The 11,658-nt window shown below is 64.6% G+C and carries 14 protein-coding genes; 11 read left to right on the forward strand and 3 right to left on the reverse strand.

Annotated elements, in window-relative coordinates; genetic code table 11:
* Positions 1-24 precede the first annotated feature (24 nt).
* The 7 genes from IVA78_RS09265 (at position 25) to IVA78_RS09295 (ending at position 6,665) form a co-directional block, all read left to right on the forward strand.
* Positions 25-294 (forward strand): DUF3551 domain-containing protein, encoded by a 270-nt coding sequence (locus tag IVA78_RS09265; RefSeq protein WP_247277725.1) that lies wholly within the window; start codon positions 25-27, stop codon positions 292-294.
* 235 nt (positions 295-529) lie between these two features.
* Positions 530-2,344: a long-chain-acyl-CoA synthetase gene (locus tag IVA78_RS09270; protein WP_247465085.1), complete on the forward strand. Its 1,815-nt coding sequence runs from the start codon at positions 530-532 to the stop codon at positions 2,342-2,344.
* Between the two features lie 146 nt (positions 2,345-2,490).
* Positions 2,491-2,736 carry an acyl carrier protein gene (locus IVA78_RS09275; protein ID WP_015688794.1) on the forward strand — a complete coding sequence of 82 codons (246 nt, stop codon included), beginning with the start codon at positions 2,491-2,493 and terminating at the stop codon, positions 2,734-2,736.
* Positions 2,723-4,102: a fatty acid--CoA ligase family protein gene (locus IVA78_RS09280; RefSeq protein ID WP_247465088.1), complete on the forward strand. Its 1,380-nt coding sequence runs from the start codon at positions 2,723-2,725 to the stop codon at positions 4,100-4,102. The genes IVA78_RS09275 and IVA78_RS09280 overlap by 14 nt, the downstream gene beginning before the upstream one ends.
* The gene (locus IVA78_RS09285) at positions 4,095-4,817 is read left to right on the forward strand and encodes an SDR family NAD(P)-dependent oxidoreductase (RefSeq protein ID WP_247465104.1); all 723 of its coding nucleotides are present in this window, start codon (positions 4,095-4,097) and stop codon (positions 4,815-4,817) included. Before IVA78_RS09280 ends, IVA78_RS09285 begins: the two co-directional genes overlap by 8 nt.
* 121 nt (positions 4,818-4,938) lie before the next feature.
* Positions 4,939-5,148 carry a hypothetical protein gene (locus IVA78_RS09290; RefSeq protein WP_247465107.1) on the forward strand — a complete coding sequence of 70 codons (210 nt, stop codon included), beginning with the start codon at positions 4,939-4,941 and terminating at the stop codon, positions 5,146-5,148.
* 371 nt (positions 5,149-5,519) lie between these two features.
* A complete protein-coding gene (locus tag IVA78_RS09295; protein ID WP_247465109.1) occupies positions 5,520-6,665 on the forward strand; it encodes a DUF3095 domain-containing protein in 1,146 nt (381 codons plus the stop codon).
* A gap of 4 nt (positions 6,666-6,669) precedes the next feature.
* Here the strand turns inward: IVA78_RS09295 and IVA78_RS09300 are convergent, their stop codons facing one another.
* The 3 genes from IVA78_RS09300 to IVA78_RS09310 all read right to left on the reverse strand — a co-directional run bounded on the left by IVA78_RS09300 (position 6,670) and on the right by IVA78_RS09310 (position 9,209).
* Complete coding sequence (locus tag IVA78_RS09300) at positions 6,670-7,104, reverse strand: DUF2147 domain-containing protein (RefSeq protein WP_247465112.1); 435 nt, start codon at positions 7,102-7,104, stop codon at positions 6,670-6,672.
* Positions 7,105-7,214: 110 nt separating this feature from the next.
* Positions 7,215-8,600 carry an MATE family efflux transporter gene (locus IVA78_RS09305; RefSeq protein WP_247465115.1) on the reverse strand — a complete coding sequence of 462 codons (1,386 nt, stop codon included), beginning with the start codon at positions 8,598-8,600 and terminating at the stop codon, positions 7,215-7,217.
* A gap of 81 nt (positions 8,601-8,681) precedes the next feature.
* Positions 8,682-9,209: a GNAT family N-acetyltransferase gene (locus tag IVA78_RS09310; protein ID WP_247417152.1), complete on the reverse strand. Its 528-nt coding sequence runs from the start codon at positions 9,207-9,209 to the stop codon at positions 8,682-8,684.
* A gap of 239 nt (positions 9,210-9,448) precedes the next feature.
* On the opposite strand from IVA78_RS09310, the gene IVA78_RS09315 reads away from it, so the two are divergent.
* The 4 genes from IVA78_RS09315 to IVA78_RS09330 all read left to right on the forward strand — a co-directional run bounded on the left by IVA78_RS09315 (position 9,449) and on the right by IVA78_RS09330 (position 11,658).
* The gene (locus IVA78_RS09315; protein WP_247277715.1) at positions 9,449-10,045 is read left to right on the forward strand and encodes a superoxide dismutase; all 597 of its coding nucleotides are present in this window, start codon (positions 9,449-9,451) and stop codon (positions 10,043-10,045) included.
* A 236-nt stretch (positions 10,046-10,281) separates the two neighbouring features.
* Positions 10,282-10,893: a permease gene (locus IVA78_RS09320; RefSeq protein WP_247277714.1), complete on the forward strand. Its 612-nt coding sequence runs from the start codon at positions 10,282-10,284 to the stop codon at positions 10,891-10,893.
* A complete protein-coding gene (locus tag IVA78_RS09325) occupies positions 10,890-11,390 on the forward strand; it encodes a hypothetical protein (RefSeq protein WP_247277713.1) in 501 nt (166 codons plus the stop codon). Before IVA78_RS09320 ends, IVA78_RS09325 begins: the two co-directional genes overlap by 4 nt.
* A 43-nt stretch (positions 11,391-11,433) precedes the next feature.
* On the forward strand, positions 11,434-11,658 hold the full coding sequence (locus IVA78_RS09330; RefSeq protein WP_247277712.1) for a hypothetical protein: 225 nt from the start codon (positions 11,434-11,436) through the stop codon (positions 11,656-11,658).

The following is an 11,658-nucleotide window of genomic DNA, read 5'->3' on the forward strand; positions in this document are numbered from 1 at the left end:
CTGCGACTTCTGAGGACTGTCTTCATGCGCCACTCACTCGGCCTGATCATGACTTTCGGTGCCATGCTGGCGGCCGCGCCGCTGCACGCGCAGACTTTCGACCCCCGCTATCCCATCTGCATGCACGTCTATTCCGGCGCGAACGGCGGGGGCGGGGAGTGGTACGACTGTTCCTTCATCTCGGTACCGCAGTGCCGCGCCACGGCGTCGGGCCGCGCCGCGACCTGCGACCTTAATCCGTACTATCCCGTCAACGCCCCGGCCTCGCGCCCGCGTTACAGGCTAAACGGTTAGCGCCGGGCGGATTGCCGCTCCGCCTCGCCTGGGGCTTACCGCTACCCCTTCCTGAACCCCGGCAACTCCACCACTGCGCCAGCGATCGTCTCGGCCATCGGCATGCCGCCGATCCCTCCGGCTTGACCAAGGGTCACCAGCGTTAATCCCGTACTAACCGGGTTTACCCTGTCTCTTAACATCTGGGCAGGCTCGCAGGTCTAAGCTGCTGGATCAGCACACACGGCCTGAGAGAATGAACGGCATGACCACCAGTGTCATTGAGCAACCGAAAGTCGCGCGCGCGCCCTCGGCTTCGAAAATCTGGCTGAGGGCGATCGAGCTCACCGCGCGGATCGAGACTTTGCCGGGCCGTCTGTTCGCTGACGTCGTCGACGATTGGGCGCGACGCCAGCCCGATCGCGCAGCGCTGGTCATGGACGAGGCCACTCTCGACTACGAAGGCCTGTCGAAGAGGATGAACCGCTATGCGCGCTGGGCGCGCTCGGCTGGGATTGCCAAGGACGACACCGTTGCTCTGATCATGCCGAACGGCATCGACTATGTCGCGGCCTGGCTCGGCATCAGCCGTGTCGGCGGCGTGGCCGCGTTGATCAACACCAAACTCGTTGGGCAATCGCTCGCGCATTGCATCGATGTCGCAAAGCCGTCGCATGTCATCGTTGCGCATAAGTTGAGGGGGATGCTGGACAGCGCCGCGCCGTATCTGAAGACCGAAGCAAAAGTCTGGACCCATGGCGATGCCCGCGGCGAACGCGCGATCGACGTGGCGCTGGCCGCGCTCGACGATGGAGCGCTCTCGCCGGACGAATATGGCAACGTCACCATCGATGACCGCGCGCTGCTGATCTATACCTCGGGCACTACCGGCCTGCCGAAGGCCGCCAGCATCAGCCACCGCCGCATCCTCAACTGGGGCTTTTGGTTCGCCGGCCTCACCGGGGCGACGCCGCAGGACCGGCTCTACGATTGCCTGCCGCTGTTCCACTCGGTCGGCGGCATCGTCGCGCCCTGCAGCATGCTGGCTGCCGGCGGGTCGGTGGTGATTGCGGAAAAGTTTTCGGCTTCGCATTTCTGGTCCGACATCGTCCGGCATGACTGCACGCTGTTCCAGTACATCGGCGAGCTCTGCCGCTATCTGCTCAAGGCGCCGCCGTCGGAATATGAGAACGCGCATCGTCTGCGGCTCGTCTGTGGCAACGGCCTGCGTGGCGACATCTGGGAAGACTTTCAGGCGCGCTTTTCCATTCCCCGCATCCTCGAATTCTATGCGGCGACCGAAGGCAATTTCTCGCTGTTCAACGTCGAGGGGCAGCCCGGCGCGATCGGCCGCATTCCACCGCTGCTCGCGCACCGCTTTCCCGCGAGCCTCATCAAGCTCGACTCCGACAGCGGCGCGCCGTTACGCAACGAAGAAGGCTTTTGCATCGCCTGCGCCCGCGGTGAGGCCGGTGAAGCGATCGGCCGCATCGGTACCGCGGACCAGGGCGGCGGCCGTTTCGAGGGCTATACCGACGCGGGCGAGACCGAGAAGAAGATCCTGCGCGACGTCTTTGCCCGGGGCGATGCCTGGTTCCGCACCGGCGACCTGATGCGGCTCGACGACAAGGGCTTCTTCCACTTCGTCGACCGCATCGGCGACACCTACCGCTGGAAGGGCGAGAACGTCGCGGCGTCGGAGGTGAACGATGCCGTGCGCGATTTCACTGGCGTGATCGATGCCACCACCTACGGTGTCGGCATCCCCGGCACTGACGGTCGCGCCGGCATGAGCGCGCTTGTCGTGAACGAGGGCTTTGACATCGCCGCGCTGCCCGCGCATCTGGGACAGCGGCTGCCGGCCTATGCCCGCCCCGTTTTCATCCGTATCTGCTGCGAGATCGACGCGACCGAGACCTTCAAGCAGAAGAAGGGCGACCTCGCGCGCGAAGGCTTCGATCCGGACGTGATAGCGGATCCGCTGTTCATGCTGGACCCGAAATCCGGCGCCTATGTCGCGCTCGACGCCGAGGCCCATGCGCAAATCGTGGACGGCACCATCAGGCTGTAACGCTGCGAAAATGCGCAGATAGGTCCAATTTTATCTGAATTGTCGAAGAAGCCATTTACTTCTGTCGGGTACACAGGCGGTCATGGGGAGGCGGTCAGCAAGAGCCGCCGTAACGCGAACAATCGATAACAACAAGCGAGCCAGCCATGTCGGTAAGGTCTAAGGTCATTGAAGCGATCCAGCAGATCGCCAAGGAGCAGCACGTCACGCTTCCCGCACTCTCGGACGATCTGTCCCTGCACGAGACGGGCTTCGACTCGCTCGCCTTCGCGATCTTGGTTGCGCGCCTCGAAGACGAGACCGGCGTCGACCCCTTCACCATTTCCGAGGACGCAGCGTTCCCCGCGACCGTGGGCGATTTCGTGCGGGCCTACGAAAATGTCCCCGCGTGAGATCTTTGCGCTTCGCGACCATCTCGGCGCGGAGCTGAAGGGCCGCACGCTCTCGGATGCGCACCATGTTGTGTCGCTGACGGACATCCTGTCGCACACGGTCCTGGGTGGCCGTCTGCGCGAATTGTCCGGCCGCTGCGTGCTCCTCAAGCTATCCGACCAGCTCCGGTCCGGCCTTGCCATGATCGAGCTCGACGGCATCGCCCGTCGCATGCTGTTGTGCCCGCCCGATCTCGACCCGGCGTATCTCGACACGTTGATCGCGGATGCCGGGATCGATGCTGTCATCACCGACGACGATGGCTGGACCAACACCGGTGTCGCGCTCATCGTCACGGCGCAATTGCCGCTCGAAGCGGCCGCGCCGGCGAAGACCGAACGTGCCACGGAATGGCTGATGCTCACCTCGGGCACCTCGGGCGTGCCAAAGATCGTCGGCCATACGCTGGAAGCTCTCACCGGCGCGATCGTCGCCGAAGGTCCGCCGCGCGGGCCTGCGCCGGTATGGGCGACGTTTTACGACATCCGCCGCTATGGCGGCCTACAAATCTTTCTCCGCGCCATCCTCTCCGGCGGCTCCATGGTGCTGTCGGATCCGCATGAGGCGTTGGCCGATCACGTCGCGCGGCTGAACGCGCGCGGCGTATCGCATATTTCCGGCACGCCCTCGCACTGGCGCAAGCTCCTGATGAGCGGCTCGGCGACACAGTTCGCGCCGGCCTACGTCCGTCTCTCCGGCGAGATCGCCGACCAGGCGGTGCTGGACGGCCTGAAGGCGGCATTTCCCAATGCCTCGGTCGGTCATGCCTATGCCTCGACCGAGGCCGGCGTCGGCTTTGCTGTCAGTGACGGGCTTGAGGGCTTTCCGGCCAACTATCTCGGCAACCGCAATGGTGTCGAGATGAAGGTGGTCGACGGCTCGCTGCGCATTCGCTCGACGCGCACCGCACATGCTTACATTGGCCGCGACGCTGCAGCGCTCACCGACGCGGACGGCTTTGTCGACAGCGGCGACATCGTTGAGTTGCGCGGCGATCGCTATTATTTCATCGGCCGCCGCGGCGGCATCATCAATATTGGCGGGCTGAAGGTTCACCCCGAGGAGATCGAGGCTGTGATCAACCGCCATCCCGACGTGCGGATGTCACGGGCCAAATCCCGCCGCAGCCCGATCACCGGCGGCATCGTTGTCGCCGACGTGATTCTCGCCGACGGCTGCGATCCTGCGCGCACCAAAGAGATCCGCGACCAGATTCTGGATCAGTGCCGCGCGCAGCTCGCCTCACACAAGGTGCCGGCGGTCATCCGCTTCGTCGAGGCGCTCGATGTCACTCCGGCCGGCAAACTGGCGCGCACCGATGCATAACGTTCTCGTCACCGGCGGCAGCCGCGGCATTGGCCTTGCGATTGCAAGGCGCCTCGCCGGCGCAGGCTTCAACGTGATTGCGGCCGCACGGCGCGAGAGCGAGGAACTCAAGGCCGGGATCGCCGGGTCCGAAGGACGCCTGCATTTCCGCGCCTGCGATCTCGCCGTGATCGATGCGATCCCGGCGTTCGCAAAGCTCGTCCGCGACGAATTCGGCCCGATCTACGGCCTCGTCAACAATGCCGGTCTCGGCACCGAAGGCCTGCTCGCGACCATGCACAACACCGAGATCGCGGCGCTGGTGCAGCTCAACGTGCTGTCGCCGATCATCCTCACCAAATACGTGGCGCGGCAGATGATGGCCGATGGTGCCGGCCGCATCATCAACATCTCATCTATCATCGCCACCACCGGCTATAACGGCCTCTCGGTCTATGGCGCCACCAAGGCCGCCGCCACCGGCTTCACCCGCTCGCTGGCGCGCGAGGTCGGCAAGCTCGGCATCACCGTGAACGCGATCGCGCCGGGTTTCATCGCCACGGAGCTGACGCACAATCTCTCCGACGAGGGACGCAAGCGCATCGCCGGCCGCAGCGCGCTGCGCCGCCTGCCCGAGACCGAGGACGTCGCGCGCATGGTGGAATATCTGCTCGGCGAGGGCGGGCGCAACGTCACTGGCACCGTGTTCACGATCGACGCGGGGAATACGGCATAAGCGGAACTCCGCCGCCGCCATAGAGTTGATCCGGCCCAATTTCAATTCACCGGATGTTGTCGTAAGATGCCTCGCAACCGGGTTACGTCAATCCGTCTGCCCTAACGGACAGGGAGCAGTCATGACCATGCCTGACATGACCCCTTCAAATCAGGGCCAGACGGAGCAATCCCGCGCGACGTCCGATGACGGCCGTTGTCCGCCGATGACGCATCAGAATTCCGGTGGCAACGGCCATGAGATGTATCCGCAGCAATTCGTGCGTCTGATCGGCTGTCATGACGCCTCTCTCGATGTCTTGCGCAAGCGTCAGGACGAGCAGCTGCACTAGCCGCTCACGTCCGGTGCCATCAAGGCCTTCAAATCAATCGGCGACGGCGGCGGTCAGCCTTTCCGGCATCTTCACCGGCGATTGCGTCGAGGCCCGTATGCCGGCGTACGGGTGAGGTCGCGTCCTAGTGGCCGAAGTCGGACGCTTCGATGATTCCGCGGCAATCATTTTCGATAAATCAAGAGTAAACACCATTTGCGATGCGCCGTTGATGTCGATCAAAGTGCGACATTGCATCGCGGTGCGAGCTTGTTGTTCAGCTCCATTTGGCTAATGATCGGGACGTCGCGGCGAGACCGGCCGGCGAACCCGGATCGGTCCTGCCGCGTATCTGTTTTCAACGTGCCATCCCAACCATCCGGCATCCCCCGATGACATCAGGCGAATCCTTTTACGGCGGCATTCCGGTCTTCCGCGGTTTCACCAGTCTGATGGATCCGGTGCTGTATTCGCCGCTGCCGGACAATTGGAGCATCGGCGTTGCCGACATCGTCGATTCCACCAAGGCGATCGCGGCGCAGCGCTACAAAGCGGTGAACATGGCCGGCGCCGCCGTGATCGCGGCGGTGACGAACGCGTTGGAGGGGCGCGAATTCCCTTTCGTGTTCGGCGGCGATGGAGCGAGCTTTGCGGTCGCGCCTCACGATCTCGAACTTGCCCGCGACGCGCTGGCGGCAACCGCGACCTGGGTACGGGAGGACCTCGATCTGAAGATGCGCGTCGCCCTGGTGCCGGTCAGCGCGATCCGTGCGCAGGGCCTCGACGTACGCGTCGCACGCTTCGGTCCGTCGGCGAACCTGTCCTATGCGATGTTCTCCGGCGGCGGCCTGGCCTGGGCGGACGCCGCGATGAAGCGCGGCGAGTTCGCGGTGGCTGAAGCGCCCAACGGTACGCAGCCCGATCTCTCCGGCCTGTCCTGCCGCTTCGAGGTAATGCCTGCGTCACGCGGATTGATTTTGTCGGTGCTGGTGATGCCGGCGCGCGGCGCTGACCCGCTGGCTTTCCGCAAGGTGATCGAGGACGTCATCCATCTCGTCGAGCGCAGTCCGGATGCCGGCCGTCCAGTGCCGGCGCAGGGGCCGCCGCTGAAATGGCCGCCGCAGGGGCTGGATTATGAAGCCCGTACCAAGCGCGGCGGCCCTCTGCTCGTGCGCCGCGCCACCGTCCTGGCCTACACGTTGTTCGCCTATCTGATCATGCGCTTCGACATCAAGGTCGGCGGCTTCGTGCCAAACGTCTACAAGCGTCAGGTGGTCGAGAACTCGGACTTCAGGAAATATGACGACGGACTGCGCATGATCCTCGACTGTACGGCCGAGCTCGAACGCGCGCTGAGCGATCGTCTCGCTGCGGCCGCGCGCGATGGCATCGTGCGCTACGGCCTCTACCAGCAGGACGCGGCGATGATGACCTGCTTCACGCCCTCGGCGCTGCGCAGTGATCACGTCCATTTCATCGACGGCGCGCGGGGCGGCTATGCCTCGGCTGCCACCGCGTTGAAGGCGATGGTGGCGTGAACCGCTAGCGTCCCGCGCGCGTCCAGGTCTCGCCGCCGCAGAGTGCGCCGACGCAGCCTTCGACCCGCAACGAATCCGCGCCCGTCACCGTGACGCTGCTCGCATAGGTGCTGCCGTCGTCGGCATTGTAGATCTGGCCCGACCATTTGTTCGGAGCTGACGGCTGCATGTCGCTGAACAATGGCAGGCCGATCATCGGACGCTTCGCGAGCGCGGGATTGGGATTCTTGCTGTCGGTCGCGGGCTGGCCGGTCGCGGTGTCATAGGGGTCGCGCAGCCAGACGATGTGGCCGCAGATGCCACCGCCGCACTTGCTGATCTTCACGCGCGCATCGCCTGCCTGGGTGAGCCAAGTGCCATCGGCGCTCTGCGCATGGGTGCTCGCTGCGCCAAGCAGTGCAGCCAGGAGGACGAAAGGAAGCGCGAATCTGCTGAACATGGAGAGTGTCCCCGAAAATGAAGGCGCCTCCCATAGCAGGCCGGCAAGATAGTGCAACGCTGGATAGAATCACATTCCCGCGCTTATTGCGTGCGCCTATTCGCCTGCGCTCATTTGCCCCAGCGCACGAAGGCGACCGAGGCGGCGGTCGACAGCCCGAACACGACCATGGCGCCGCCGACCAGAGCGAACAAGGTCCAGGCTGGCGCCTGCACCATCATGAGGCTGACGCCGCCGAGCGCGACGATCAGGAGCCGCGCCGTGGAGGCGAGCACGGGTCCGCCGACGCGCGCCGCGCCTTGTGAGGAGAAATACAACGATACGCCCATGCCGAAGAACACGAAAGCCGGACCTGCCCAGTAGAAATAGCTGTAGGCAGCGGCGGTTACGCCGGGATCCCGTGTGAAGAGCGCGACCCATAGCGACGGATCGAGCGCGATCACGAGGCCGATCAGGCCGACCGTGAGCCCGGAGGCGGTCGCCGCGGTCCAGGCCACGCGCCGCGCGCGCTTCAAATGTCCGGCGCCGATTGCCATGCCGACCATCGGCACCGATGCGATGCCGAAGGCGAAGGTGATCGGGATCAGCAGGAATTCCAGCCGCGACCCGATGCCGTAGCCGGCCAGCATCTCGGTGCCGAAGGTCGCGAGGATTTTTGTGAAGATCAGAATGGTGAGCACGGTCTGGAGCGGCGACAGGCAGGCCACCGCGCCCACCTTGAGAATGTCCAGGAACATCGCCCGCTCGAAATGGAAGGCGCGGACGTCGACCTGCAATCGGCTGCGGCCGGACAAGAGATACCAGAGCAAAAAGACCGCGGCGCAGCTGAACGCGATCAGCTGGCCGCTCGCTACGCCCGGCATGCCGAACTGCTTCACGCCGAACAGGCCGAGGCCGAGGGTGCCGCCGAGCGCGACCTGGAGCACGCTCGCCCCGATCAGCGTCATCGAAGGCAGACGCATATCGCCGGTGCCGCGGATCGCCGAGGCCAGCGTGTTGACGAGCCAGATCGCGACGGCGCCGGAGAACAGCACCTGCGAATAGCCGCTGGCCTCCTCGAGCACGCGCTCGCGGCCGCCGAGCAGCGCAAAGAACGAGCGGCCGAACACGAGCATCATCACCGTGAAGAACAGCCCGCCGCAGAGGCCTATGATGGCCGCATGCAGCGCGAGCGTCGCGGCGCGGTCGCGATCTCCCGCCCCGAGCGCGCGGCTGATCGCGGAGGAGACGCCACCACCCATCGCGCCCGCGCTCATCATCTGCGTCAGCATTGCGAACGGAAACACCAGCGCGATCGCGGCGAGCGGGATGGTGCCGAGCCGGCCGATATAGGAGGTCTCGGCGATCGCAACCAGCGTGCTGCCGACCATCGCGATCATGTTGGGAATCGCGAGCCGCAGCAATGTCGGCAGGATCGGCGCCGTCAGCAGGCTGGCGATGGGGGAGGCGACCGGCGCAATCGGCGGGACGGCGTCTGCAGAGGCGTCGATCGTCATGTTCACCGGGCGGGACGTTAAATGATGGTTGACATATTATAGGGCGTGAGGCGGCCGGCGCAGCCTTTGCTCACGCAGGGCTCACCACGGCAGGCCGCATAGGTCGATGGTGCCCAGCGTCGGCGCGCGGACGATGTCGAAGACGTAGGGTGCCATGTAGTCGAAGCGGATTCGGCCCTCCGGCTGTTCGCAATAGACCTCGCCCTTGAAGGGCTGCCATCTGCGCGCCTCGTAGAACGCGAAATTGTGCGGCTCGCAGAACAGCAGCGCGAAGCGCACCGCCTCGTTGGCGCGCATGGTGTGCACCGCCGCGTCCATCGCCATGGTCGCGTAGCCGCGGCCGCGCCGGTCCTCGCGGGTGCAGACGCCGCCGATGCCGCCGACATGGACCTTCTGCCCGTTCCAGGTGACGGTTCGGAAGTAGACGCCGACATGGCAGACGAGACCATCCTCGGGCGTTTCGATCAGCACGCGGAGATCGGCATTGGCCCATTTGACATGAGCCCAGGGCTTATCCGCGACCATGTGCTGGCCCCAGACCGCCTGGTGCAGCGGCTCTGCGATCGGCCACGAGGCGTCGCCGTTCAGGATGTCGATTTCGATGCTCATGACTTTCTCTTTCGCAACGTCGGTTGATGCATTCGTTCTGGGATAAGCGCCTCAAAGGCAATGTTATTTTGTACCAGGGCACCCAGCCGCGCGAATGCCCGCGTGCTGCGACGATTTATGCAATCGTGCCAAGCGTCCGCCTCACGCATTTTCGCAAATTGGCGGTATTTAACGGCCACGGAACCTTCTATAAGGGGTGACCGTTAGAACTCGTTCCCACCAGTTGCGGACAAGAAGCCATGACCTTTACGCTGCCCCCCCTCCCTTACGCCTATGACGCCCTCGGCCAGTACATGTCGAAGGAGACGCTGGAATATCATCACGACAAGCATCATCAGGCCTACGTCACCAACGGCAACAACGCGCTCAAGGGGACCGAATGGGAAGGCCAATCCCTTGAAGAGATCGTCAAGGGCTCGTTCGGCAAGAACCCCGCGGTGTTCAACAATGCCGGCCAGCACTACAATCACATTCATTTCTGGAGCTGGATGAAGCCCAATGGCGGCGGCACCAAGCTGCCGGGCAAGCTCGAGAAGAAGATCAACGAGGACCTCGGCGGCTTCGAGAAGTTCAAGACCGACTTCCAGGCGGCCGGCGTCGGCCAGTTTGGCTCCGGCTGGTGCTGGCTCCAGGTCAAGAACGGCAAGCTTGAGATCTCCAAGACCCCGAACGGCGAGAATCCGCTGGTGCACGGCGCCACCCCGATCCTCGGCTGCGACGTCTGGGAGCACTCCTACTACATCGACTATCGGAACCGCCGTCCGGACTATCTCAAGGCGTTCGTCGAGAACCTCGTGAACTGGGAATACGTCGAGTCCCTGTTCGAGAAGGCGTGAGGTCTCATCTCGTCATTCCGGGATGGTGCGCCAGCACCAGACCCGGAATCTCGAGATTCCGGGTTCGCACTTCGTGCATCCCGGAATGACAGACAAGGCGGTCGTCTGCGGCCGCCTTTTTGCTATGCGGAATTGCCTTGCGCGGTGCGCGCATGGGTGTGTCATCACACCGTTTGCATCACATCGCCGGCGCGCTTAATCAGGACGGGCATCCCCTCGATCCGACCCAAGCCCGTTTGTCAGAACCTTCCCCGAAAGACCCGGCGTCTGCCGAGGACGCGGACTCCGAGCCGCGGCCTGGGCGTGTGCGCAAGCCGATCGGCTGGTCGACCATCATCATCGCGGTCCTGGTGGCGGTGAGCGCCGCTCTGGTCTGGCGGCGTGACGGCACGGGCGGTGTTCTCGACATTCTCACCCACGACCTTTCGCTGTTCGGCGGCATCCTGCCGCGCGTGCTGGCCGGCTGTCTGCTCGGTGCGTTCATCTCGGAGATCCTGCCGCACGAAAAGGTCTCGCGCTCGCTCGGGCCGAAATCCGGCCTGATGGGGCTTCTGATCGGCACCGCCTTCGGCGCGATCCTGCCGGGCGGTCCCTTCACCGCCTATCCGGTCGCGAGCGCGCTGCTCGCGGTCGGCGCCGATTTCGGAGCCACCATCGCCATGGTCGTGAGCTGGACCCTGATCGGCTACGGTCGGGCGGTGGCATGGGAAATCCCGATCATGGGCACCGATTTCACGCTGTGGCGGATCGTGATCTCGCTGCCGCTGCCGGTGCTCGCCGGCGCGCTCGGCCGCTTCGTCTATGTCCGGCTCTATCCGAAGCCGATGACGAAGGATGACGAGACGTGAGCGCCGCGCTTCTGATCGACATCTTGTTGTGGAGTTCGGTGTTCGGCGTCGGCCTGATCGCCTTCGGCCGCGGCCCTGCCGTGTTCAGCGCTTCGCTGCGCGAAGGCTCGCTGGACTTCATCAACATCGTGCCGCGGATCGCGCTGGGGGTGATCGGCTCCGGCTACATCGCCGCCATCATCCCGCAGCAGGTGATCACCGGGTGGCTCGGGCCGGACAGCGGATGGCTCGGGGTCGCGTCCGCCGTGGTCGCCGGTGCCGCCACGCCGGGCGGACCTGTCATCGGCTTCTCCATCGGCACGGTGGCGCTGAAGTCGGGCGGCGGGGTGCCCCAGGTGGTTGCCTATGTCGTCGCCTGGGCCCTGTTCGCGTTCCAGCGGGTGATCCTGTGGGAGATCCCATTCATGCCGGCTCGTTTCGTCTGGTTCCGCTGCGCCGTATCGGTGCCGTTCCCGTTCGTGGCGGCCGCCATCGCCATGCTGATCGGCAAGCCTTGAGCCCGGCGTGGACAGACGCAATGTTATAATATAACGTCCTCGCATGGTTCCCGCCGTGTCTCACGCCCGTCATCACGACCACTCCCACGACCACGTGCATTCGCAGGGGCATGACCACACCCATGCCCATGTCCATGATCCCGCTTCGCCGCATCCGGCCCAGGCGGCCCCCTGGTCGATCCTGCGCATGACCATGGCCGGCCGCCTCGCGGCCGCGCTCGCTGTCTGCGCGGTGCTCTGGGGCATGGTCTTTCTGGCGATGAGGTGA

The organism is Bradyrhizobium sp. 137, assembly GCF_023074095.1.
Lineage (GTDB): Bacteria > Pseudomonadota > Alphaproteobacteria > Rhizobiales > Xanthobacteraceae > Bradyrhizobium.

Coding starts and splice junctions, on each gene's coding strand:
- IVA78_RS09265 (WP_247277725.1), top strand. CDS start 25: ATGCGCCACTCACTCGGCCTGATCATGACTTTCGGTGCCATGCTGGCG.
- IVA78_RS09270 (WP_247465085.1), top strand. CDS start 530: ATGAACGGCATGACCACCAGTGTCATTGAGCAACCGAAAGTCGCGCGC.
- IVA78_RS09275 (WP_015688794.1), top strand. CDS start 2,491: ATGTCGGTAAGGTCTAAGGTCATTGAAGCGATCCAGCAGATCGCCAAG.
- IVA78_RS09280 (WP_247465088.1), top strand. CDS start 2,723: ATGTCCCCGCGTGAGATCTTTGCGCTTCGCGACCATCTCGGCGCGGAG.
- IVA78_RS09285 (WP_247465104.1), top strand. CDS start 4,095: ATGCATAACGTTCTCGTCACCGGCGGCAGCCGCGGCATTGGCCTTGCG.
- IVA78_RS09290 (WP_247465107.1), top strand. CDS start 4,939: ATGACCATGCCTGACATGACCCCTTCAAATCAGGGCCAGACGGAGCAA.
- IVA78_RS09295 (WP_247465109.1), top strand. CDS start 5,520: ATGACATCAGGCGAATCCTTTTACGGCGGCATTCCGGTCTTCCGCGGT.
- IVA78_RS09300 (WP_247465112.1), bottom strand. CDS start 7,104: ATGTTCAGCAGATTCGCGCTTCCTTTCGTCCTCCTGGCTGCACTGCTT.
- IVA78_RS09305 (WP_247465115.1), bottom strand. CDS start 8,600: ATGACGATCGACGCCTCTGCAGACGCCGTCCCGCCGATTGCGCCGGTC.
- IVA78_RS09310 (WP_247417152.1), bottom strand. CDS start 9,209: ATGAGCATCGAAATCGACATCCTGAACGGCGACGCCTCGTGGCCGATC.
- IVA78_RS09315 (WP_247277715.1), top strand. CDS start 9,449: ATGACCTTTACGCTGCCCCCCCTCCCTTACGCCTATGACGCCCTCGGC.
- IVA78_RS09330 (WP_247277712.1), top strand. CDS start 11,434: ATGGTTCCCGCCGTGTCTCACGCCCGTCATCACGACCACTCCCACGAC.